Annotated in this window: 20 protein-coding genes; 12 read left to right on the top strand and 8 right to left on the bottom strand. The window is 69.3% G+C overall.

Annotation, left to right across the window (positions count from 1 at the left end; genetic code table 11):
- The first annotated feature begins 7 nt into the window (after nt 1–7).
- The gene (locus tag AB0H88_RS20155) at nt 8–949 is read left to right on the top strand and encodes a sigma-70 family RNA polymerase sigma factor (RefSeq protein WP_357646496.1); all 942 of its coding nucleotides are present in this window, start codon (nt 8–10) and stop codon (nt 947–949) included.
- Nucleotides 950–1,097: 148 nt separating this feature from the next.
- Here AB0H88_RS20155 and AB0H88_RS20150 read toward each other — a convergent pair whose 3' ends face one another.
- A complete protein-coding gene (locus AB0H88_RS20150; protein ID WP_357646494.1) occupies nt 1,098–1,667 on the bottom strand; it encodes a TetR/AcrR family transcriptional regulator in 570 nt (189 codons plus the stop codon).
- Nucleotides 1,668–1,780: 113 nt separating this feature from the next.
- On the opposite strand from AB0H88_RS20150, the gene AB0H88_RS20145 reads away from it, so the two are divergent.
- Nucleotides 1,781–2,578: an alpha/beta hydrolase gene (locus AB0H88_RS20145; protein WP_357646493.1), complete on the top strand. Its 798-nt coding sequence runs from the start codon at nt 1,781–1,783 to the stop codon at nt 2,576–2,578.
- Nucleotides 2,579–2,629: 51 nt separating this feature from the next.
- Here AB0H88_RS20145 and AB0H88_RS20140 read toward each other — a convergent pair whose 3' ends face one another.
- Complete coding sequence (locus AB0H88_RS20140) at nt 2,630–3,544, bottom strand: iron-siderophore ABC transporter substrate-binding protein (protein ID WP_357646491.1); 915 nt, start codon at nt 3,542–3,544, stop codon at nt 2,630–2,632.
- Nucleotides 3,545–3,733: 189 nt separating this feature from the next.
- On the opposite strand from AB0H88_RS20140, the gene AB0H88_RS20135 reads away from it, so the two are divergent.
- The 8 genes from AB0H88_RS20135 (at nt 3,734) to AB0H88_RS20100 (ending at nt 12,867) form a co-directional block, all read left to right on the top strand.
- Complete coding sequence (locus tag AB0H88_RS20135; protein WP_357646489.1) at nt 3,734–5,044, top strand: ammonium transporter; 1,311 nt, start codon at nt 3,734–3,736, stop codon at nt 5,042–5,044.
- On the top strand, nt 5,041–5,379 hold the full coding sequence (locus AB0H88_RS20130; RefSeq protein WP_184756141.1) for a P-II family nitrogen regulator: 339 nt from the start codon (nt 5,041–5,043) through the stop codon (nt 5,377–5,379). Before AB0H88_RS20135 ends, AB0H88_RS20130 begins: the two co-directional genes overlap by 4 nt.
- Nucleotides 5,376–7,601, top strand: a complete 2,226-nt coding sequence (locus AB0H88_RS20125; protein WP_357646487.1) for a [protein-PII] uridylyltransferase — start codon at nt 5,376–5,378, stop codon at nt 7,599–7,601. Before AB0H88_RS20130 ends, AB0H88_RS20125 begins: the two co-directional genes overlap by 4 nt.
- A gap of 130 nt (nt 7,602–7,731) precedes the next feature.
- On the top strand, nt 7,732–10,644 hold the full coding sequence (locus AB0H88_RS20120; RefSeq protein WP_357646485.1) for a nitrate- and nitrite sensing domain-containing protein: 2,913 nt from the start codon (nt 7,732–7,734) through the stop codon (nt 10,642–10,644).
- 25 nt (nt 10,645–10,669) lie between these two features.
- Entirely contained in the window at nt 10,670–11,092 is a 423-nt protein-coding gene (locus AB0H88_RS20115) for a roadblock/LC7 domain-containing protein (RefSeq protein WP_214641598.1), read from the top strand.
- Between the two features lie 26 nt (nt 11,093–11,118).
- On the top strand, nt 11,119–11,481 hold the full coding sequence (locus AB0H88_RS20110) for a DUF742 domain-containing protein (RefSeq protein ID WP_357646482.1): 363 nt from the start codon (nt 11,119–11,121) through the stop codon (nt 11,479–11,481).
- Nucleotides 11,462–12,040 (top strand): ATP/GTP-binding protein, encoded by a 579-nt coding sequence (locus AB0H88_RS20105; protein WP_357646481.1) that lies wholly within the window; start codon nt 11,462–11,464, stop codon nt 12,038–12,040. The genes AB0H88_RS20110 and AB0H88_RS20105 overlap by 20 nt, the downstream gene beginning before the upstream one ends.
- 8 nt (nt 12,041–12,048) lie before the next feature.
- Nucleotides 12,049–12,867 carry a hypothetical protein gene (locus tag AB0H88_RS20100; protein WP_357646479.1) on the top strand — a complete coding sequence of 273 codons (819 nt, stop codon included), beginning with the start codon at nt 12,049–12,051 and terminating at the stop codon, nt 12,865–12,867.
- A gap of 69 nt (nt 12,868–12,936) precedes the next feature.
- Here the strand turns inward: AB0H88_RS20100 and AB0H88_RS20095 are convergent, their stop codons facing one another.
- Complete coding sequence (locus tag AB0H88_RS20095; RefSeq protein WP_357646477.1) at nt 12,937–13,722, bottom strand: TetR/AcrR family transcriptional regulator; 786 nt, start codon at nt 13,720–13,722, stop codon at nt 12,937–12,939.
- Nucleotides 13,723–13,801: 79 nt separating this feature from the next.
- On the opposite strand from AB0H88_RS20095, the gene AB0H88_RS20090 reads away from it, so the two are divergent.
- Both AB0H88_RS20090 and AB0H88_RS20085 read left to right on the top strand, forming a co-directional pair.
- A complete protein-coding gene (locus AB0H88_RS20090; RefSeq protein WP_357646475.1) occupies nt 13,802–14,725 on the top strand; it encodes an ATP-binding cassette domain-containing protein in 924 nt (307 codons plus the stop codon).
- A 47-nt stretch (nt 14,726–14,772) separates the two neighbouring features.
- A complete protein-coding gene (locus AB0H88_RS20085; protein ID WP_357646473.1) occupies nt 14,773–15,588 on the top strand; it encodes an ABC transporter permease in 816 nt (271 codons plus the stop codon).
- Nucleotides 15,589–15,597: 9 nt separating this feature from the next.
- On the opposite strand, the gene betA is transcribed toward AB0H88_RS20085, so the two are convergent.
- The 5 genes from betA to AB0H88_RS20060 form a co-directional block, all read right to left on the bottom strand.
- A complete protein-coding gene (betA, locus tag AB0H88_RS20080) occupies nt 15,598–17,226 on the bottom strand; it encodes a choline dehydrogenase (RefSeq protein WP_357646472.1) in 1,629 nt (542 codons plus the stop codon).
- Nucleotides 17,223–18,158 carry an ABC transporter substrate-binding protein gene (locus AB0H88_RS20075; protein ID WP_357646470.1) on the bottom strand — a complete coding sequence of 312 codons (936 nt, stop codon included), beginning with the start codon at nt 18,156–18,158 and terminating at the stop codon, nt 17,223–17,225. Before AB0H88_RS20075 ends, betA begins: the two co-directional genes overlap by 4 nt.
- Nucleotides 18,159–18,239: 81 nt before the next feature.
- Complete coding sequence (locus AB0H88_RS20070; RefSeq protein ID WP_357646468.1) at nt 18,240–19,208, bottom strand: ABC transporter substrate-binding protein; 969 nt, start codon at nt 19,206–19,208, stop codon at nt 18,240–18,242.
- The gene (locus AB0H88_RS20065) at nt 19,205–21,208 is read right to left on the bottom strand and encodes an ABC transporter permease subunit (RefSeq protein ID WP_357646466.1); all 2,004 of its coding nucleotides are present in this window, start codon (nt 21,206–21,208) and stop codon (nt 19,205–19,207) included. The genes AB0H88_RS20070 and AB0H88_RS20065 overlap by 4 nt, the downstream gene beginning before the upstream one ends.
- A complete protein-coding gene (locus AB0H88_RS20060; protein WP_357646465.1) occupies nt 21,205–22,266 on the bottom strand; it encodes a glycine betaine/L-proline ABC transporter ATP-binding protein in 1,062 nt (353 codons plus the stop codon). Before AB0H88_RS20060 ends, AB0H88_RS20065 begins: the two co-directional genes overlap by 4 nt.
- Nucleotides 22,267–22,495: the final 229 nt, after the last annotated feature.

Genomic DNA, 22,495 nt, shown 5'->3' with positions numbered 1-22,495 from the left:
CCTGGGGATGGCAAGGCCTACGGGGAGTCGCACGCAGGAGCAGCACGTCGCTGATCGCGATCTGCTGGGGACCTACCTGGCGGAGATCGGGCGGGTTCCGCTGCTCACGGCGGAGGAAGAGGTGGAGCTCGCCAAGCGCATCGAGGCGGGCCTGTTCGCCGAGCAGCTGCTCGACAGCGGGGGTGCGGAGCCGCGCATCGGTGACGCGGCCGATGAGGAGCTGGAGCGCGTCGCGATCTCCGGCCAGCGGGCGAAAGACGAGTTCATCGAGGCGAACCTTCGCCTGGTGGTGGCGGTGGCCCGCAAATACTCGGGGCGCGGGATGCCGCTGATCGACCTGGTCCAGGAGGGGAACCTGGGGCTGGTCCGCGCGGTGGAGAAGTTCGACTACAAGCGGGGATACAAGTTCTCGACGTATGCCACGTGGTGGATCAGGCAGTCCGTGGGCCGGGCCATCCACGAGCAGGCGCGGCCGGTGCGGCTGCCCACCCACGCGGGTGAGCAGATGACCAGGCTGATGCGGGTGCGCCGGGACATGCTGGCCGAGTTCGACGTGGAGCCGACCGACGAGGACCTCGCCGGGATCCTCGAGCTGCCGATCGAGCGGGTCCGGGAGCTGCGCCGCTGGGCGTCCGACCCGGTGTCGCTGCAGCTCGGCGTGGGCGACGAGGACGAGACCGAGCTGGGCGACATGATCGCCGATGAGACCTGGGCCGACCCGGAGCAGCAGGCGATCGACATCCTGGAGCGCGAGCGGCTTGACCAGTGGCTCACCGACCTCGAAGGTGACACCCGCGACATGCTGCGCTGGCGCTACGGGCTGGTGGACGGTCGCGAGCACACCCTGACCGAGGTGGGCGAACGCTACGGCATCGGCCGCGACCGCGCCCGCCGCATCGAGCGCGACGCGCTGGCCCGCCTCCGCAAGATGGCCACTGCGGCCGCGTAACAGACCATTTTTCTTTTACGGCAGAGCACGGTGGGCCCCACCCACCGTGCTCCGCTGGCGTCTGTCCAGGGGCACGCTCCTCCGGTGGAGCGGGCTGGGCGCCGTGACGTGCGCATTCTTGGCCCCGGTCCGTGGATCCCAGCCCTCCTCAGTGGCTGCGCAGGACGCGCCGGAGGAACTCCTCTACCGCCGCCTCCGCCGTTTCGCGGTCGCCGCCTCTGGCGACCAGCAGGGCGCTCTCGTTGATCGCGGCCAGCAGCATGTGGGCGTGCAGGTCCAGGAAGCCAGCGGGAATGGCGTCCGTGGCGCGTAGCGCGGCCTTCAGCATGCCGAAGGAGTAGCGCTCCTCCATCGCCCGCCACTTCTCCCACCCCAGTACCGACGGCGCGTCGATCAGCACGATGCGTTGGATCACCGGATCGCCCGCGAGCCTGATCCAGGCCAGGACGCCGGACCGGAGCGACTCGGCGGGGTCGGTGATGCCCGCGACCGCCTCGACGATCTTGACGCCGATCCCCGCCTCCGTCGCCTCCAGCACCGCCTCGAACAGTGCGTCCTTGCCCGCGTAGTGGTGGTAGAGGGCGCCTCTGCTCAGACCCGACTCCTGGAGCACCGCCTCGATCGAGGTGCCCTCGTAGCCGTGCTCGGCGAACAGCCGCGTGGCGATCGCGAGGAGCTGGTCGCGGGTGGCCGCGCCGCGTTCCGCCTTGAGGTTCATGGAACCACTGTAGGAGCGGACCTCCACCGGCCGGCCATAGACAAACCGACAGTCGGTCTGTAATTTCGTATACCGACAGTCGGTTTGTAATCGAGGCGTAGGAGAACAAGACCATGGACGACATCAGCTACGTGGACGTCGGCGACGGGCCGGTCGCCCTGTTCGTGCACGGCGTCGCCACCAGCTCGTACCTCTGGCGCAACGTCATCGCCGAGCTGCGTGACGAGCGCCGGTGCGTGGCGATCGACCTGCCCCTGCACGGCGGCAGCGCGTCGCGCGACGACCTCTCGATCCCCGCGCTGGCCGAGGCGGTGGAGGAGCTCTGCGCCGAGCTCGGGCTGGACCAGGTCGACCTGGTCGGCAACGACACGGGTGGCGCGGTGGCGCAGGTCTTCGCCGTACGGCACCCGGAGCGGTTGCGCTCACTCACGCTCACCAACTGCGACGTCCACACCAACACGCCGCCGGAGTCGTTCCAGCCCACGGTCGACCTGGCCGCCCGGGGCGAGCTCGCGCCCTTGACCGTTGCCCTGCTGGACCAGCCGGAGCTGCTGGCCCAGACGGCGTTCGGCGACGGCTACGAGCGCGTCGACGATCCGGCGGACCTGGTCGACCACTACCTGCGGCCGATCTTGGACAAGCCCGATGGCCCGCGCGCCTTCGAGCGGCTGCTGACCTCGATCGACGCCAAGGACATGGTCGCGATCGAGCCGCTGCTGACCGTGCTGGCCGTGCCGACGCTGGTGGTGTGGGGGACCGGTGACGTCTTCTTCGACGTGAGCTGGGCCCGCTGGCTGCGCGACACGATCCCGGGCGTCAAGGAGATCGTCGAGATCGAGGGCGGGCGGCTGTTCTTCCCCGATGAGCGGGCCGGCGAGCTGGTGCCGCACCTGCGCCGGTTCTGGGGCTGATCAGGCGAGCGGGCTGATCAGGCGAGGGGGCTGATCAGGCGAGCGGGTTGATCAGGCGAGCGGAGCCAGGTACTTGTCCAGGTCGTCGAGGATCCCGCCCGCGGCCGTGACGCCGATGCCGAGCATCCAGACCTCGTCGTCCACGTTGTGGGCGTTGCCCGACTTGACCGCCCCGAGGTTCTTCCAGAGCGGGCCGCCGGTCACCGTCGCCTGACTCTTGGCCGCCGCCTGGCCGTAGGCGGTGTAGAAGACGGCGTCGGCGTCGGCCTGGGCGATGTTCTCCTGGCTCAGCTTGCCGAAGCGCTTGTCCTGCTGCGTGGCCAGCTGCTGCGTCTGCGGCCGGGGGATGCCGGCGTCGCCGACGACGATGCCGCTGAACGACTCGGGGCCGTACATCCGGATCTCCGTCGGCATGAAGCGGACGATGCTCACCTTCAGCTTCGCGTACTTGGCGCCGACCTGCTTGGCCCGCGTCTCGTAGGCCGACAGCAGTCCGGTCGCCTGCTCCTTCTTGCCCAGGGCCTCGGCGTCGAGCAGGAAGTTCTGCTTCCAGGTGACGCCGACCTTCTCCGTGAACACGGTCGGGGCGATCTTGCTGAGCTTGTCGTAGAAGGCCGCCTGCCGGAACTTGGTGCCGAGGATGAGGTCCGGCTTGAGCGCCATGATGGCCTCGATGTTCGGCTGCTGGAGGGTGCCGACCGCCTTGGTCGCGGCCAGCGCCGAGCCGAGGTACTTCGGCCACGCCTGGCTCTCGGTGGCCTGGGCCGCACCCACGGGGGCCAGGCCCAGCGAGACCATCGTGTCGAGTTTGTCGGTGTCCAGGACCACGACCCGCTTCGGCGCCATTGGCACCTTCGTCTGGCCCATGGCGTGGGTGACCGTCCTGGTCGGCCCCGCCTGCTGGGCAGTGGTGGAGGTGCCGCAGGCGGCGAGCGCGAGAAGGGGCAGCAGGAACGCCAGACGCATGGAGGGATCCCTTGATCGATTAGGTTAGGCAAGCCTAAGTCTATGCCCGAATATTCGGAACGCGCCGTCCGAAACATGGACGAAACACCAGTGGGACGAGATTCACGAATGTGAAACACACCCGGTCGAGCCACGAAACGCCGGGCGAACACGCTGTGGCCACACGTCACATGTAAGGAGGGTCGCGTCGTGAAGATCGACAGCGGCACGACGGCCTGGATGCTAGCGGCCACCGCGCTGGTGCTGCTCATGACACCAGGGCTCGCGTTTTTCTACGGGGGCATGACCAGGGCCAAGAGTGTCCTGAACATGATGATGATGTCGTTCGTCAGCATCATCACCGTCACCATCGCCTGGGTGCTCTACGGGCACTCGCTGGCGTTCACCGACAACAGCATGTCGTGGCTGAACAACTTCGTCGGTGGTCTCGACGCCCTCGGGCTGCAGAGCCTGGTCGAGACGGCTACCAAGACCGACGGCACCGGCATGCCCAGCCTGGTCTTCTCGGCCTTCCAGCTGACGTTCGCCATCATCACCGTCGCCCTGATCAGCGGTGCCATCGCCGACCGGGCCAAGTTCGGCGCCTGGGTGCTGTTCAGCTTCATCTGGGCGAGCATCGTCTACTTCCCCGTGGCCCACTGGGTGTGGGGCACCGGCTGGCTGAACGCCCTGGGCATCGAGGACTTCGCCGGCGGCACGGTCGTCCACATCAACGCCGGTGCCGCGGCGCTGGCGCTGGCCCTGGTGCTGGGCAAGCGGAAGGGGTGGCGCAAGGAGCCGATGCGGCCGCACAACCTGACACTGGTGCTGCTCGGTGTGGGCCTCCTGTGGTTCGGCTGGTTCGGTTTCAACGCGGGCTCCGAGCTGGCGGTCGACGGCACGGCCGGTCTGGCGTTCATGAACACCCAGATCGCCACCGCCGTCGCGGCCGGCGCCTGGATCGTGGTGGAGAAGCTGCGCGACGGCCACGCCACCAGCCTCGGCGTCGCCTCCGGCGCGGTCGCCGGTCTGGTCGCCATCACCCCCGCCTGTGGGTTCATCGACCCCTGGGCCGCGATGCTGCTCGGCCTCATCGCCGGCGCGGTGTGCGCCTACGCGGTCGGCCTGAAGTACCGCTTCAACTTCGACGACTCGCTCGACGTGGTCGGCGTGCACCTGGTGGGCGGCGTGATCGGCGCCGTCTCGCTCGGCTTCCTGGCCGTGTACCCCTTCCTGGACCAGCAGAACAAGGGCCTCTTCTACGGCGGCGGCTTCACCCAGCTCGGTCTTCAGGTGCTCGGCCCGATCGCGGTCGGCGGTTACTCCTTCATCGTGACCTGGGTCATCGGTAAGATCATCGACAAGACGATGGGCTTCCGCATCCCGGTCGAGGACGAGGTGACCGGCATCGACGTCACCACTCACGCCGAGACGGGATACGACCTCGGCACGGTCCACGCCTCGGGCGTGAGCTCTCCGAACGGCCCCCTGGCCCCGGCACCCAAGAAGGTGGAAGCATGAGGCTCATCACCGCCGTCATCAAGCCGTTCAAGCTGGACGACGTGAAGGCCGCCCTCGAACAGTTCGGTGTCAAGGGCATGACGGTCAGCGAGGCGAGCGGCTACGGCCGCCAGCGCGGCCACACCGAGGTCTACCGCGGCGCCGAATACCAGGTGGACCTGGTCCCCAAGGTGCGCCTGGAGGTGCTGACCGAGGAGGAGGACGCCGAGGACGTGATCGACGTCATCGTCAAGGCGGCCCAGACAGGCAAGATCGGTGACGGCAAGGTCTGGTCCGTCCCGGTCGACACGGTGATCCGGGTCCGCACCGGAGAACGGGGTCCAGAGGCCCTGTGAGGGGTGAGGCTCGTACCTACGCCGCGGCCCGCAAGGAGCGGGCCGCGGACACTGACCGCTGGCTCAAAGACCTCTTCCGCACGGCGAGTGACGGCGAGCACGTCGCACTGGTCGCCGTAGGGAGCCTGGGGCGCGGCGAACTGGCGCCCGGCAGCGATCTCGACCTCGTCCTCCTGCACAACGGCAGGGACGACGTGGCGCGGATCGCCGAGCGCGTCTGGTATCCGATCTGGGACTCCGCCGTCGGCCTCGACCACTCGGTGCGAACCGTGGACGAGGCCGTGGCGGTCGCCCGCGACGATCTCAAAGCCGTGCTGGGCCTTATTCAGGCCAGGCACATAGCGGGCGATCCCGAGCTGACGAAGAAGGCCAGGGAGTCCGTGCTCGCCGAGTGGCGCGCCGACTCCCGCCGCCGGCTCGGTGAGCTGCGCGAGGCGGCGGACCGGCGCGCCCAGGTCAGCGGCGAACTGGCCTTCCTTCTCGAACCCGACCTCAAGGACGGCCGCGGCGGCCTTCGCGACGTCCAAGCCATGCAGGCCGTGGCAGCGGCCTGGGTCGCCTCCGCGCCCGGTCCCCGGGCGCGTGAGGCCTATGAGTTCATCCTCGACGTACGCCACGCCCTGCACATCGTCACCGCGCGGAGCGCCGACAGGCTCGTGCTCCAGGAGCAGGAAGCCGTCGCCGGGCTGCTCGGACTGCTCGACGCCGAGGCGCTGATGCGCCGGCTCGCCGAGGCGGGCCGGACCATCTCCCACGCCTTCGACGCCACCTGGCGCACGGTTGACAGGCTGGTGTCGGGACCGGCTCCACGCGGACGCCGACCGCTGGCCGACGGCGTGGTCGAGCACGGTGGTGAAGTGGTGCTCGCCCGTGGCGTCGACCCGCGCAAGGACCCGGTCCTGGTGCTGCGTGCCGCCGCCGCGGCGGCCGACTCGGGGCTGCCGCTCGCCCCCGCCACCATGTCCGTTCTGGCCGCTCAGTCGCCCCCGATGCCCGTGCCGTGGCCCGAAGAGGCCCGTGACGCGCTGGTGTCCATCCTGGGCGCGGGCCGTGCCGCCGTTCCGGTCTGGGAGGAACTTGACCAAGCGGGCATTTTGGTCAGGCTGATTCCTGACTGGGAGCGCGTACGACACCGTCCGCAGCGTCACCCGATCCACCGTTTCACCGTCGACCGGCACCTGATCGAGGCCGCCGCCAACGCCGCCAGCCACACCCGCGAGGTCTCCCGCCCCGACCTGCTGCTGATCTCGGCGCTGCTGCACGACATCGGCAAGGGCTGGCCCGGTGACCACTCGGTGACCGGCGAGGTCGTGGTCCGCGACATCGGAACCCGCATCGGCCTGTCCGCCGCGGACGTCGAGACGCTCGCCACCGTCGTACGCCACCATCTGCTGCTGCCTGAGACCGCCACCCGCAGGGACCTCGACGACCCCGTCACGATCGAGAAGGTCGCGGGCACGGTCGGCTCGCGCGAGGTGCTCGACCTGCTCGCCGCGCTGGCCGTCTCCGACGGGCACGCCACCGGCCCGGCCGCCTGGAACGCGTGGAAGGCCGGGCTCGTCGCCGATCTCGTACGCCGCGTCCGCTCCGTGCTGTCCGGCTCGACGCCGCCCAAGGCGCCCAGCCTGTCGGCCGAGCAGGCCGCGCTGGCCCGGCACGGCGGCGCCGCCATCCGCGTCCATGGGGGAGCCGTCACGGTCGTCGCCCCCGACCGGGCCGGGCTCCTGTGGAGCGCCGCCGGCGTGCTGGCCGCGCATCGCTTGATCGTCCGCTCCGCCTCGTCCGCTGCCGCCGGCTCCACCGCGGTGATCGAGTTCTCCGTCGTCCCGGAATACGGCTCGCCGCCGGACCCCGCCACGCTGGAGGCCGATCTTCGTCTCGTCCTTGCTGGGCGTCTTGACATCGAGCAGCGTCTTGCCCGCCGTACGAGGGCTATGAGACCCCCTCGCGTTCCTGTCGCTCCACCCCGTGTCACCTTGGTGGACGATGCCTCCGCGACCGCTACCGTGGTCGAAGTCAGGGCCCATGACAGACCGGGACTCCTGTGGCGCATTGGACGGGCTTTCGGTGAATGTGGTCTTGACGTGAGGGCCGCTCGCGTGGAGACTCTCGGCGCGGAGGCGGTGGACGTCTTCTACGTGGTCGATCGTGCCGGACGGCCCCTCAGCGACGGCGCCCAGCGGACCCAAGTCCGCGACCAGGTGCTTGCGGCACTTCGTTAACCAACAGCACACATGAGTTACGGGTATCTTTTGCAGCGATGTGCCCGTTTTGCGTGGAAAGTCGGGTGCTTTACGTAGCGGACGGCCTGACCCGCCGACGGAACGGGATGATTGAGGGGTAGCGGAAGCAGTGACTACGGGGAACTCCGAAGGCGGCCAAACCGCCAGGCAGGCCCGCGGAAAGCGGTTGCTGCCCCGGCTGGGGCTGCGTAACTGGCGCGTGAGATGGCGTCTCACCGCGCTGGTCCTCGTTCCCACCATGGCGGGAGTCGTGCTCGGGGGAGCGCGCGTGGTGGGCTCGGTTCAGAGCATCGGCGACTACGACCGCACGGCGCTGGCCGCGGAGCAGGCCGGTCACATTCGCGACCTGGTACAGGCGCTCGGGCTGGAGCGTGACACCGGCGGCTGGCTGGCCGCCTCCAGCAAGGTGCGCAAGAAGCTCACCGAGCCGTACAAAGAGCGTAAGGCGAAGGTCGACGCGCTGGTCAAGACCGTACAGGCCGACATGGCGGTCATGGACGAGTCCTACGGCGACCGCGTGCTCAACGCGGTCAAGCGGGCCCGCTACGACTTCAACGTCCTGAACAGGACCCGCAGCGAGGGTCAGAAGGACACCACCCGCTACGACTCGCTGCTCGACACGCTGCTCAAGCTGCACGACGAGCTGAGCCTGCTCAGCGACGACTCGCAGATCATCGGCCAGTTCCGCGCGCTGAGCGCGCTGGCGCGCGCGAAGGAAGAGGTGTCCAAGCAGCGCGTCCAGCTGCTCAAGGCCTACTACAACTCCGCCAGTGTGGACGCCCAGGAGGTCGAGCGGTTCATCGCCGCCAACGCCAGGCAGCGCGCGGAGATCGCCTCCGTCGGCCAGGAGGCCGGACCGGTCGTCGGCCTCGCCCTGTCGAAGGCGCTGACCGCGCCCGAGTACTACAACAGCGAGCTGACCAAGGCCCGCGCCATCACGCTCGCCGCCGGCAAGGCACCGGGCGTCAGGATCAGGGACGATCTGCTCGCCCAGACCGACCGCAAGAAGCCGGCGCCGGACCAGTGGTTCGACGACAACGCCACCGCCATCGACATCCTGCACTCGATCGAGGGTGACCTGAGCCAGAAGGTGGCGCTGCGCAGCCAGGAGCTACGCGACTCCGAGACCCGCAACGCGATCATCGCCGCTGTGCTCATCGTGGCGTTGCTGCTGCTCGTCCTGCTGTTCACCATCGCGATCGCCCGCTCGATGGTCACGCCGCTGCGCCGCCTGCGTACCGAGGCTCTGGAGATCGCCGGGTTCCGGCTGCCGGACGTGGTGCGCAAGCTCCGCGTCACCGGTGACGCCCCCGCCGACGTCCGCCCGATCGAGATCGAGGGCGACGACGAGATCGGCGACGTGGCCAGGGCCTTCGACCAGGTGCACCGCCAGGCCGTACGGCTGGCGGGCGAGGAGGCCGACCTCCGCAGCAACATCAGCTCGATGTTCGTCAACCTCTCGCGCCGCACCCAGACGCTGGTCGAGCGGCAGATCTCGCTGATCGACGGCCTGGAGAAGGGCGAGCAGGACGGCGCCCGCCTGGCCGACCTGTTCAAGCTCGACCACCTGGCCACCCGCATGCGGCGCAACTCGGAGAACCTCCTGGTCCTGGCCGGGCACGAGGCCACCCGCCGGCGCAGCCAGCCGGCCAAGCTGGTCGACGTGGTCCGCGCGGCGCTGTCGGAGGTCGAGGGCTACGAGCGCGTTCAGGTCAAGGTGCACCGAGCCACCTCGGTGCTCGGCAGCGCGGCCAACGACCTCGTCCACCTGGTGGCCGAGCTGGTCGAGAACGCCATCCAGTTCTCCCCGAACAACTCCAACGTCGTGGTGTCGAGCAGCCTCATCGAAGGCGGCGGCGCGCTGCTGTCGGTGAACGACGTCGGCATCAGCATGACCGACGACGAGCTGGCCGAGGCCAACCGCCGCCTGGCCGAGCCGCCGGTCGTGGACGTGTCGGTGTCGCGGCGGATGGGCCTGTTCGTGGTCGGCCGGCTGGCGCTGCGCCACGGCATCCGGGTCCAACTGCGCAAGGGCGAAGGCACCGGGCTGATCGCCATGGTGCTGCTGCCGCCGTCGCTGATCCCCGACGGCTCCCGGCCCTCGCTGCCCCAGCGGCCCGCGTTCGGCGCCGCCACGCCCGCGAACGGCATGCCCACCAACGGCGCGCCGCCGGCCACGCCGCCCAACGGGGTGCCCGCGCCCAACGGCACGTTCCGCTCGTTCGCCAGCTTCGACTCCTTCGACACCGGCTCCGCGCCGTCGCGACCCTTCACCGCCGACACGGACGGCGGGGCGCACCGGCCGTCCTTCGACTCGGGCAGCTATCCGTCGTACCCGAGCCAGTCGCCGTCGTTCCCCGACCCGGGCCAGCCGCCGTCGTATCCCACCAACCCGGCCCAGGGGACGAGGTCGCCCGGCCGGGCGTATCCGGTGCAGCCGCCGGCGTCCGGGCCGCAGTACCCGGCCCAGCCCCCGTCGTACCCCAGCCAGGAACGCACCGGTTCCTTCCCCTCCTATCCCGGCCCCGGCTCCGACGGCGCGTTCCAGACGCCCTACAGCACCGGTGAGCCGCGCAGGCAGGACGCCCCGCCGTCGGTGGACGTCTCGCCCATGGAGCCCGGTCAGGAGGAGTTCCTGCCTATCTTCGCCGCCGTGGAATCCGCCTGGTTCCGCCGGCCGCCGGAAGAGCGGGCACCGGATTCGCCGAGCCGGGATGAGTCGACCCCCACACAAGCCATACTCTCTGTGGAGGATTCGTGGCGAAACCCCGCTGACGCCGGTTGGCAGGCGGCGGCCGCCGCGAGCGATCCCAGCCTTGGGGGCACCACGTCCTCAGGGCTACCCAAGCGCACTCCCAAGGCGAACCTGGTTCCTGGTACGGCAGGCCAACCGCAGCAGTCGCAGCGGCAGGTCCCGATGCCACCGGTCTCCGCCGAGCGATCGCGCAGCAGGTTGGCGAACTTCCAGCAGGGAGTACGCCGGGGTCGTGCGGAAGTACGTGGACAGGAGGAACAACAGTGATTGAGCGTCCTGCCGGGGAGGGCGAGTGACCACCCTTAGCCATGAGGCCCATAGGTTCGACTGGCTGATCACCGACTTCGTGCGGAACACGCCCGGAGTCGCGCATGCCGTCGTCGTCTCGGCCGACGGCCTCTGCCTGGCCAGCTCCGAGGGCTTCCCGCCGGACCGCGCCGACCAGCTCGCCGCGGTGTCCGCGGGCCTGCTGAGCCTGACCGTGGGCGCGTCCCGGGTGTTCGAGGGCGGCTCCGTGTCGCAGACCGTCGTCGAGATGCAGCGCGGGCTGCTCGTCGTGATGGCGATCAGCGACGGCTCCGTCCTCACCGTGTTGGCGGGGATCGACTGCGACATGGGACTGGTGGCGTACCAGATGACGCTGCTCGTTGACAGGGCGGGCCAGGCGCTGACGCCGGCCCTGCGCGCGGAGCTTCAGGCGGCCAGGACGCGGTGATGCAATGGAACTGATGGGGGAGGGCCGTGTACGGCATTGACGGAACCGGGGACGATGAGCCCCTGTTCCGTCCGTACGCGGTGACCGGCGGCCGCTCAGAGCCGCGTTACCACCTGGCGATGGAGACGCTGATCTCGTCGATGTCCATACCGGATGACGAGATGTCCATGCTCACTCCCGAGCAGGAGGCCATCATGCAGCTCTGTCGTACATTCCGGTCGGTCGCCGAGATCTCGGCCCTGCTCCGCGTCCCGCTGGGCGTGGCTCGGGTGCTCGTGGCGGACATGTCCGACGAAGGACTTGTCCGCCTGCACCAGCCACGTCTCAGTGATGGACAGCCAGACCTCAATATGCTCGAAAGGGTGCTCAGTGGACTTCGCAGGCTCTAGCCCCGGCCTCACGTCGACGAAGATCGTCGTCGCGGGCGGGTTCGGCGTCGGCAAGACGACGTTCGTGGGGGCGGTGTCCGAGATCCTGCCGCTCACCACGGAAGCGGTCATGACCGACGCGTCCGCGGGCATCGACGACCTCGGTATGACGCCGAACAAGCAGACGACGACCGTGGCCATGGACTTCGGTCGTGTGTCGCTCGACCGTGACCTGATCCTCTACCTGTTCGGCACGCCCGGACAGCACCGGTTCTGGTTCATGTGGGACGACCTCGTGCGCGGCGCGATCGGCGCCGTGGTGCTGCTCGACACGCGGCGCCTGGCCGACAGCTTCCCGGCGATCGACTACTTCGAAGAGGCCAAGCTGCCGTTCGTGGTGGGCGTCAACGGCTGGGACGGTCAGTTCCAGCACTCGGAGGACGAGGTGCGCGAGGCGCTGGCGCTGTCGTCGCACGTGCCGATCGTGCGTACGGACGCGCGGAACCGCGAGTCGGTGAAGGGGACGCTGATCTCGCTCGTGGAGCACGTCGTTCGCCTGCGTGCGGCGCCCGTCTCCTAGCGGCCATCATGTGGATCGCGCTCGCCGCCGCCGTTGCCGTGGTGCTCGGCGTGGCCGTCTGGTGGTCCCGCCGTGCCTACATATCGGGCCAATCCGGCTCGTTGGGTACATCGGGCTTGTTCGGCTCATCCGGCGAGCCTGGGGCGGGGTGGGAGGCGCGGTTGGACGAAGAGGCCGCGACCGCGCTGCTGGAAGGTCTGAGGGCCTACGCCGACGCCGGGAACTCGATGGACATCGGCGGGGAATGCGGCGTCCTGACGGTGTTCGAGCCGCCGCGGCTCATCTCGCTCGACCTGCTCGCCGGCCGGTTCGCCGCCCGGGGGCAGGAGGCCATGCACGATCCGCAGACCACGGTCAGCGCGTTGCTGGCCGGCTTCCTGGCCACCGAGGAGCCAGGGGTGCTGCACCTACGGCCAGGTTGGACCGATGGCGAGGGCTTCGCCGCCAGGGTGCGCGCGATCGTCCGCGCTGAGGTCGCCGTACCGGGCGGGGGCGCCCTGGGTGTGCTGGGAGTCGCCGTGCCGGGCGGGGATGGCCTGGACGCGCAGGGAGTCGCCGTGCCAGGTGGCAACGGGCGGCCTGGCACCACGCTGCTGCTCGACCTGGCCCGAATCCGTGACCAGTACGACGAGTCGCGGGCCCGGCAGCCGGGAGCGCCCGACGAGGTGGTGCTCCGCAGCGTGCTGACGAGCGCGATCGCCAACGGCGGACCCGGCCTGACCTGGACCGTGCCACCTACGGAGCGGCAACTCGCCAACGCGCTCGCCACCGCGGGCCTACCTGAGCACCGCGCCGCACCCGCTGTCAAGGAAGCGGCCGACCACTAGCGGAACCGGCCGAGCGGGGATCGTCAGACCGATCCGACCCGCCGGGCGACCATTCCGGAGCGGGGCCGGCTAAGCCGATCCGGCTCGTCGGGTGATCAGGGCGTCGATGCCGTCCAGGACGCGTTCGAGGCCGAACTCGAAGGCGTGCTCCGCGCTGTAGGCGCCGCCCAGGGCCTCCGCCGCGGCCTGGCCGACGCGGGAGGCCGTGGGCCAGCGCGAGGCGTCCGAGATCCGGCTGAGGAACGGGGCGTGCGCCGCCCACCACTGCTCGTCCGTCAGCCCGGTCTGGCTCTCCGCCTGCGCGGCCTCCACCGCCCCCCGGGCCGTGCCGTGCACGAACCCGGTCACCAAGGTGATCACCGAGTCCATCTCCACGTCCGTCAGCCCGATGCCGTCGACGGCGCGCAGCTCGTAGTCGTACTTGGCCGTGGTGTTCGGTCCCAGAACCGGGCGGTTGGTGGCCACCTGGAGGAGCCAGGGGTGACGCTGGTAGAGCGCCCAGTTCTCCTTGGCGATGAGCGTCAGCCTGGCCCGCCAGTCGCCGGGCGACTCCTCCGGCCTGGCCGGCTCGCCGTAACCCGTCTCGCCGTACACGGTGTCGAGCATGACGTCGAGCAGTTCCGGCTTGCCCGGTACGTACGTGTAGAGCGACATCGTGCCGACGCCCAGCCGCTCGGCGACGCGGCGCATCGACAGCGCCTGAAGGCCCTCGGCGTCGGCCACCTCGATGGCGGCGCGGACGACCCGGTCGACGCTCAGGTCGGGCTTGCCCTTACGGCTGGTCCGCTCGCTGGTGCGCCAGAGCAGGGCCAGGCTGCGTGCCGGGTCGCCCTTGCCGGAGTACTCGATGGTCACGTTCGTACGGTACACCGTACGGTTGCCTGGCTTGAATCGTATGCTGTACGGTACGACGTACGGAGTTAAAGGAGGCGTTATGGCAGCGGTACTGGCACAGGGCCTGCGCAAGGCGTACGGCCAGAAGACGGCCCTTGACGGCTTCGACCTGGACGTGGCTGAGGGCACGGTCTGCGGGCTGCTCGGCCCGAACGGCGCGGGCAAGACCACGGCCGTCAGGATCCTCACCACGCTCCTGCGCCCGGACGGCGGCCGCGCGGAGGTGGCCGGGTTCGACGTGGCGGCCCGCCCCCGGCTCGTACGGCGGAGCATCGGCCTCGTCGGCCAGCACGCGGCGGTGGACGAGGTGCTGACCGGCAGGCAGAACCTGGAGCTGTTCGGCCGCCTCTACCACCTGGACACCCGCGCGGCCAGGAGGCGGGCCGCCGAGCTGCTGGACGCGTTCGGCCTGGAGCATCCGGGTCCCGTCAAGGAGTATTCGGGCGGCATGCGGCGCCGGCTCGACCTGGCGGCCGGGATGATCCTCTCCCCGCCCGTGCTCTTCCTCGACGAGCCCACCACGGGGCTCGACCCGCGCAGCCGCGGCGAGGTGTGGAAGGCGGTGCGCGCCCTCGTCGCCACCGGCACCACGGTGCTGCTCACCACCCAATACCTGGAGGAGGCCGACCAGCTCGCGGACCGCGTCTCGGTCATCGACGCCGGCCGGGTCGTCGCCGAGGGCACGCCGGGCGAGCTCAAGTCCACGCTCGGCGGCGACCGGCTCGACGTGGTCGTCAGGGACGCGGCGCGGCTGGCCGAGGCCGCCGGCATCGTCGGCCGGGTGGCCGCCGGGCCCGCCGAGATCGACGAGGAAACCCGTCACGTGAGCGCCCCGGTGAGCGAACGGGTTCAGACGCTCACGGCGGTCCTGACGGCGTTCTCGGCCGTGGGCATCGAGGCCGAGGACGTCGCGCTGCGCAGGCCGACACTCGACGAGGTCTTCCTGAGCCTCACGGCCGCCTGAAACCGCCTCACCGCCGCCTGAAACCCTTCGATGGCAGGAGTTCCCACATGACTGAACTGGCCATGGACCCGCCGCTCACCCGGCTGCGCTGGGCGCTGGCCGACGGGTGGTCGGTCGCGCGGCGTGACCTGATCCACTGGATCGCCCAGCCCATGACGATCGTGTTCGGGACCGCGTTCCCCGTGGTGATCACCCTCGCGTTCGGCTACCTGTTCGGCGGTGCGGTGGACGTGCCGGAGGGAGCCGACTACTTCGCCTTCCTCATGCCCGGCATGTACGGAATGACGATGCTGTTCGGACTCGGCGCCACCATGGTCGCGATCACCACGGACCTCTCCCGTGGCGTGACCGACCGGTTCCGGTCCATGCCGATGGCCCCCTCGGCCGTCCTCATCGGCCGGGCCGTCGCCGACCTGCTCAACTCGGTGCTGGTCCTGGCGGGCTTGCTGGCCTGCGGCTTCGCGGTGGGCTGGCGCCCGGCGAGCCTCGGCGGGGCACTCGGGGCCGTGGGACTGCTCCTGCTGCTGCGCTTCGCCCTGCTGTGGGTGGGGATGTACCTCGGTCTGGTGGCCAAGGACCCGGGGGCGGTGACGGTCATCCAGACGCTGGAGTTTCCGATCGGGTTTCTCTCGAACGCCTTCGTCGCCCCGGCCACCATGCCGGGCTGGCTGGGCGCCGTCTCCGAGTGGAACCCTCTGTCGTCGACCGTCGCGGCGGCCAGGGAGCTGTTCGGCAATCCCGGCTGGGGCGGCGAGTCGTGGGTCGCCCAGCACGCGGTGACGATGGCGATCGTCTGGCCGCTGGCGATCACCGCCGTCTTCTTCGTCCTGTCGGTCCGCCTCTACCAGCGCCTGGACCGGTAGGCCAAGGAATCATGGAGTGTGGCGGTAGAACTCGACGGGTTCGGGTGGCAGGGGCGTGTTGCCGAGCACGAGGTCAGCCGCCTTCTCGGCCAGCATCATCACCGGCGCGTAGATGTTGCCGTTCGTGACGTAGGGCATGGCCGAGGCGTCCACCACCCGCAGCCCGTCCAGGCCGTGCACGCGCATGGTCTCGGGGTCCACGACGGCCAGTTCGCCGGTGCCCATCTTGCAGGTGCAGGACGGGTGCAGCGCGGTCTCGCCGTCCCTGGCCACCCAGTCCAGGATCTCCTCGTCGGTCTGTACGGCGGGTCCCGGCGAGAGCTCACCGGCGTCCAGACCGGCCCAGGCGGGCTGGGACAGGATGGCGCGGGCATGCCTGACGGCCTCCACCCACTCGCGCCGGTCCTGGTCCGTGGACAGGTAGTTGAAGCGCAGTGCGGGCTTCCGCCGGGGATCGGCCGATTTGACGCGCACCGAGCCGCGGGCGTCGGAGTACATCGGGCCGATGTGCACCTGGTAGCCGTGGCCTCCCGCGGGGGCCGAGCCGTCGTAGCGGATCGCGATCGGCAGGAAGTGGAACATCAGGTTCGGGTAGCGGACCTGGTCGTTGGAGCGGATGAAGCCGCCGGCCTCGAAATGGTTGGTGGCCCCGGGGCCGCCGCGCAGGAAGAGCCAGTTCGCGCCGATGAGGGGCCGGCGCCACAGGGCCAGCGACGGTTGCTGCGACACCGGCTCGGCGCAGGCGTGCTGGACGTACACCTCCAGGTGGTCCTGGAGGTTCTCGCCCACGCCAGGCAGGTCGTGGACCACCTCGATGCCCAGCGGTTCGAGCAGCGCTCTGGGGCCGACGCCCGACAGCTGCAGCAGCTGCGGGGAGTTGATGGCGCCGCCGCACAGGATGACCTCGCCTGCGGGGATGCGCCGGCCGTCGCAGATCACGCCGACCGCACGGGTGCCCTCGAAGACCACCTTCTCCACGAAGGCCCGGGTCCTGACCGTAAGGTTGCGGCGATGCCGTACCGGATGCAGGTAGGCGCGGGCGGCGCTCAGCCGACGGCCGCGGAAGACGTTGCGGTCGAAGGCGGCGAAGCCCTCCTGCCGGAAGCCGTTCACGTCGTCGGTGAGCGGGTGCCCGGCCTGCTGGACGGCCTCGAAGAACGCCTCGAAGAGCGGCCCCTTCGCGGGACCGCGCTCCAGCATCAGCGGCCCGTCGCCGCCGCGGAAGTCCGAGCCGGGGTCGGCGAGGCAGTGCTCCATCCGCTTGAAGTACGGCAGGCAGTGCGCGTAGTCCCAGCTCTCCATGCCCGGATCGGCGGCCCAGCGCTCGTAGTCCAGCGGGTTGCCGCGCTGGAAGATCATGCCGTTGATGCTGCTGGAGCCGCCGAGCACCTTGCCGCGGGCGTGGTAGACGCGCCGGTCGTTCATGTGCGGCTCGGGCTCCGACTCGTACTTCCAGTCGTAGAACCGGCTGCCGATGGGGAACATCAGCGCCGCCGGCATGTGGATGAACACATCCCAGGAGTAGTCGGGCCGGCCCGCCTCAAGCACCAGCACCGACACCGAGGGATCGGCGCTGAGCCGGCTGGCCAGGGCGCACCCGGCCGACCCGCCGCCCACGATGACGTAGTCGAACCTCAACGGGGGATCCAGTCCTTCCACACGATCTTGTTCTCGTCGACCCACTTCTTGGCGGCCTCGTCGGCGGTCATCTTGCCGTTGATCATGTCACTGGCGACCGCGTTCTGGTTGTCGTTGCTCCAGGTGAAGTTGCGGACCAGCTCGTACGCCGCGCCGCCGGTCTCGGCGAACTTCTTACTCACGATCTTGTCGAGCAGGTACGGCGGATAGTCGCAGGCGACCTTGGCGGCGACGGCGTCGCAACCTATGGAGTAGGCGGGCAGGTTGATCTTGACGAGTTTGACCTTGGTGAACAGCCACTGGGGTTCGTAGAAATACATCAGCACCGGCGTACGGTTCTTCGTCGCCACCTGTGCCGCCTTGATCAGAGCGTCCTCGCTGCCGGAGTAGACGACCCGGTAATCGAGGCCGAGGTTCTTCACGAGCGTCTCGTCGTTGGTGACGAACGACGGGTCCCCGTCGAGTACCTGACCGGAATTTCCAGATTTAGCGGTCCGAAATAGGCTCGAATACTTGTTCAAGCTTCGCCAGCTGGTGATGTCCGGATATTTCTTGACCATCCACTCGGGGACGTACCATCCGATCACGCCCTTGTTTCCGGTGAGACCAGCGGAGAGCGCGACCTTCTTGTCCTCGATGTACTCCTTCTTAAGAGCGTTGTGCCCCCAATTCTCGACGATCACGTCGACCTGGCCGGTCTCGAAGCCCTTCCAGGAGTCCTCCTCTTTCATCTTGCGCCTCTGGACCTTGTACCCCAGCTCGTGCTGGAGCAGGTAGGCCAGTACGGCGGCCTGGGCCTCGTAGCCCACCCAGCCGTGCACGTCGATGTGCACCGTGCCCTTCGCCGCGGCGGCGGGCGACGGCGCCCCGCTGGAACAGGCCGTCAGCAGCAGGGCCGCCACCAGCGGCCCGGCGATCGTCTTGGTTCGCATGTGAGGCATGTGAGGCATGAGAGGCTCCACGACCGCGGCCCGCAGGGGGCCGCGGTCAAGAGGGGTTACGACTGGGAACGGTTACTTGGGGATCCACGCCTGCCACTTGGCGGTGTTGGCCTCGACCCACTTCTTGGCGGCCTGCTCGCCGGTCATACCCGCGTTGGTCATGTCGTTGGCGACGGCGTTCTGGTCCTCGTTGGTCCAGCTGAAGTTCTTGACCAGGTCGTAGGCCTTGCCGCCGGTGTCGGCGAACTTCTTGCTCACGATCTTGTCGAGGTCCAGCTCCGCGTAGTCGCAGGCGACCTTCTTGGGGTCGCTGTCGCAGCCCTGGGTGTAGGCGGGCAGGTTGACGCGGACGAGATCGACCTTGTCGAAGAGCCAGTGCGGCGTCCAGAAGTAGAACAGCAGCGCCTTCTTCTGCTCCTGCGCCTGGGTCGCCGACTTGAGCAGGGCCGCCTCGCTGCCGCCCGTGACCACCTTGAAGTCCAGTTTGAGGTTCTTGACCAGGGCCTCGTCGTTGGTGACGTAGCTGGGGTCGCCGTCGAGGAGCTGGCCCTTGCCGCCGGACTCCGACGTCTTGAACAGGCCGGCGTACTTGTTCAGGTTCTTGTAGTCGGTGATGTCCGGGTACTTGTCGGCCATCCACTTGGGCACGTACCAGCCGATGACGCCCTTGTTGCCGGTCGAGCCAGCCGACACGGCGACCTTCTTCTCCTCGATGAACTTCTTCGCCAGATCCGGGTGACCCCAGTTCTCGATGATGACGTCCACGTCGCCGGTCTCGAAGCCCTCCCAGGCGAGCTGCTCCTTGATCTCCGGGAGCTGGACGTCGTAGTGGAGCTCGTTCTTCAGCAGGTACGCCACCACGTTGGCGCTGGCCTCGTAGCCCACCCACGGATTGATCGCTATCTTGACGGTTCCGGCGCTCGAGGCGCTGCCCTTGGCCTGGGGCGCGGCGGAGCTGGAAGGCTCTTCGACCTTGGCGCCGCCGCATCCCGCTGCCGCGAGCCCGAGCGCGAGAAGGCCTGCGAGCAGGCGAATATTCATGTGGTTTTCCTTCTTTGGGGGGAAGGGCGCCTGTCGGCACCCTGCGTGATGCGGTCGAGCATGACCCCGAGCAGGACCGTCGCGACGCCGGCGACGAACCCCATCCCGAAGTCGGTCCGCTGGGAGAAGCCCACGACCACGTCGTAGCCGAGGGCGCCGGCCCCGACCAGGCCGCCCACGACGACCATGGCCAGCGTCATCACGATGCCCTGGTTGGCGGCCAGCAGGATCGCCCGGCGGGCCATCGGCAGTTGCACCTTCCACAGGAGCTGGCCCGGGGTGGACCCGGCGGCCGTGGCCGCCTCCACCACGGTCGCGGGCACCGCCCTGATGCCGTCCTCGACCAGGCGGACGACCGGGGGCACCGCGTAGATGACCGAGGCGAAGATCGCGGTGAACCTGGTCGTCTCGAACAGGGCGAGCGCGGGCAGCAGGTAGACGAAGGCCGGCATGGTCTGCGCGGCGTCGAGTATCGGGCGCTGTACGGCCGAGTACCGGGACGACCGCGCGGCCGCCACGCCCAGCAGCAGGCCGATGACCAGGGTGACGAGCACCGCGACCGCGACGGTGGTGAGCGTCTGCATGGCGTGCTCCCAGACGCCGAGCAGTGCGATCGCCAGCAGGCAGCCGAGTGCCGTGAGCGCCGGTCGTACCCCGCTCACCCACCAGGCCAGGAGCAACGCGGCGGCGGCGATCAGCCACCACGGCGCCGAGGTGAGCAGGTCTTCCAGCGGGTTGATCAGGAGACCGGTCGTGACGTCCTTGACGAACGTCGTGACGCCGTACCAGTTCGTCTCGGCCCAGTGCACCGCGTCGTTGACCTGGACGACGAAGTTCACCGTCCAGCCCTCGGGCCACTCGGTGGGCAGTAGCGGCGTCAGCGCCAGCCCGGCGGCGGCCAGCGCGGCGGCGGGGATAAGGCGAGCCCGCGTGCTTATGGCCTCACTTCGTGAGGCGGCTCGGTCGCCCAATGCCGCCGTCTTCCCCCGTCGCTCTGGTCGCTGCGCTCCCGGCGCTCCTCCTCCAGACGGCGGCGCTCCCTCGCGGGCGAGCGCGACCAGCATGCGGTCCAGCACCACCGCCATGATGACGATCGCGATCCCGGCCGGGAGCATGATGCCGACCTGGGCGCGTGACAGGCCCCGGATGATGTCGCCGCCCAGGCCCGGCGCCGAGATGAGGTTCGCGATGACGACCATCGACAGCGCCATCATGATGGTCTGGTTGACCGCCAGCGCCATCGTCGACCTGGCCAGCGGCAGGTAGACCTTGAACAGGGTCTGGCGTCCCGTGGCGCCCAGCGACGACGACGCCTCGACGGCCGTGGGGGAGACCTGCTCGATGGCCAGCGCGGTGATGCGGATGGCCGGCGGGATCGAGTAGATCATCGTCGCGATGGCGCCGGCGGGCGCGCCGATGTGGAAGAACAGCACCAGCGGCGCCAGGTAGGCGAACGTCGGCATGATCTGCATGACGTCGAGGACCGGCGTGATCGTCCTGCGCGCCCGTGGCGAGAGCCCCGCCCAGACGCCCAGCGGGATCCCGATCGCCAGCGACAGCAGCACCGAGGCGGCGACCAGGGCCAGCGTGTCGACGCTCGACTGCCAGAGCCCGAGCACACCGAACGAGCCGACACCGGCCAGCGCCGGCAGCGCGATCCGCCACCCGCCCGCCAGCCAGGCCAGCGCGCCCATCACGCCGATGAGCCCGGGCCAGCCGAGCGCGTACAGCCCGGCCTGGAAGGCCGTGTAGACCGAGCCGACGAAGATCCGGATGTAGTTCAGGAAGTACAGGAACAGCGGGTTGGAGTTGCGGTGGTCGTCGATCCACTCGCGCAGGTCGGTGAGCGCCAGGAACTGCGGCGCCGACTTGTCGTGCGGGAGCGTTCCCGTGCCGCGGAAGAGGAGGTAGGCGACGGCGAACAGCACCGCGATCCCCGCCGGCACCGCCCACCTGGGCACACGCAGCCTGGAGGGAGTCGTGACGGCCGTGGTGCTCATGCGCTCGCCTGTACGGCGCTCGCCGCGTCCTGCCCCGCGAGGAAGGTGAGCATGTCCACCCGGTCCACGACTCCGGCCAGCTCGTCGCCGTCGACGACCCGGATGGGCCGGGAGGAGGACGACATGGCGCCGATCGCGTCCTTGATGACCGTGTGCGCGGGAAGGACCGGCCCGTCGAGGGGCTCGCCGGGCTCGGGCGGGCGGCAGATCCAGCGCAGCGTGAGCACGTGGCTCCTGGGAATGTCGCGCACGAAGTCGGCCACGTAGTCGTCGGCCGGCGCACCCACCAGCTCCTCCGGCGTGCCGAGCTGCACGATCGCCCCGGCCCGCATGATCGCGATGCGTTCGCCCAGCTTGAGCGCCTCGGACAGGTCGTGGGTGATGAACACCATCGTCTTGCCGACCTCGCGGTGCAGGCGGATCACCTCGGCCTGCATGTCGCGGCGGATCAGCGGGTCGAGCGCGCTGAACGGCTCGTCGAAGAGCATCACCCGAGGGTCGACGGCGAGCGCGCGGGCCAGGCCGACCCGTTGCTGCATGCCGCCGGAGAGCTGGTCGGGGTAGGCGTCGGCGTGCCCGTCGAGGCCGACGAGGGAGAGGATCTCCCCGGCCCGCGCGTGCCGGGCGGCCTTGGCGATGCCCTGGATCTCCAGGCCGTAGGCGACGTTGTCGATCACCCGCCGGTGGGGGAGCAGGCCGAAGTGCTGGAACACCATGCTGACCTGGTGGCGGCGGATCTCGCGTAAGCGGGCGGGGGTGGCGCGGCCGATGTCCTCGCCGTCGATCCTGACCTCGCCCGCGCTCGGCTCGATGAGCCTGGTGAGGCAGCGGACCAAGGTGGATTTACCGCTTCCCGAAAGGCCCATGACGACGAACACCTCGCCGGGCCGTACCTCGAAACTGACGTCTCTGACTGCGGCGGTGCAACCTGTCTTCTCTCTCAGCGCGGTGGGTTCGAGATACCTGTCATCGCACTCCAGGACCCTTTCCGCCGTTGGGCCGAAGATCTTCCACAGCCCGTCGACTTCGATGGCCGCACTGTCGGGAGAAACCGCCACACTCGCCTCCTCGCTTTGACGGGGCTCAACCTATGTCTTGACTAACGCAAATCTCAACGCTGTGACCTTTAGGAGACATCCGCGCCTCTCCGGTGTTATAGCCCTGGAACGGTGCAAACGCCCACAAGCGGACACTTGTTCAGTTATTGGAATATTTCTCGGCCAATGGTCGGTATAAATGGGGCTCCAGGTTCTCGCCTCATGTGCCACACAACTCAACTTTTGTGGC

The organism is Nonomuraea sp. NPDC050680 (assembly GCF_040654555.1).
Classification (GTDB): domain Bacteria; phylum Actinomycetota; class Actinomycetes; order Streptosporangiales; family Streptosporangiaceae; genus Nonomuraea.
Note: the sequence above shows the minus strand (reverse complement) of the source record. Positions and strands in the feature narration are given on the sequence as shown.

Coding starts and splice junctions, on each gene's coding strand:
- AB0H88_RS20155 (WP_357646496.1), top strand. CDS start 8: ATGGCAAGGCCTACGGGGAGTCGCACGCAGGAGCAGCACGTCGCTGAT.
- AB0H88_RS20150 (WP_357646494.1), bottom strand. CDS start 1,667: ATGAACCTCAAGGCGGAACGCGGCGCGGCCACCCGCGACCAGCTCCTC.
- AB0H88_RS20145 (WP_357646493.1), top strand. CDS start 1,781: ATGGACGACATCAGCTACGTGGACGTCGGCGACGGGCCGGTCGCCCTG.
- AB0H88_RS20140 (WP_357646491.1), bottom strand. CDS start 3,544: ATGCGTCTGGCGTTCCTGCTGCCCCTTCTCGCGCTCGCCGCCTGCGGC.
- AB0H88_RS20130 (WP_184756141.1), top strand. CDS start 5,041: ATGAGGCTCATCACCGCCGTCATCAAGCCGTTCAAGCTGGACGACGTG.
- AB0H88_RS20100 (WP_357646479.1), top strand. CDS start 12,049: ATGTGGATCGCGCTCGCCGCCGCCGTTGCCGTGGTGCTCGGCGTGGCC.
- AB0H88_RS20090 (WP_357646475.1), top strand. CDS start 13,802: ATGGCAGCGGTACTGGCACAGGGCCTGCGCAAGGCGTACGGCCAGAAG.
- AB0H88_RS20085 (WP_357646473.1), top strand. CDS start 14,773: ATGACTGAACTGGCCATGGACCCGCCGCTCACCCGGCTGCGCTGGGCG.
- AB0H88_RS20075 (WP_357646470.1), bottom strand. CDS start 18,158: ATGCGAACCAAGACGATCGCCGGGCCGCTGGTGGCGGCCCTGCTGCTG.
- AB0H88_RS20070 (WP_357646468.1), bottom strand. CDS start 19,208: ATGAATATTCGCCTGCTCGCAGGCCTTCTCGCGCTCGGGCTCGCGGCA.
- AB0H88_RS20065 (WP_357646466.1), bottom strand. CDS start 21,208: ATGAGCACCACGGCCGTCACGACTCCCTCCAGGCTGCGTGTGCCCAGG.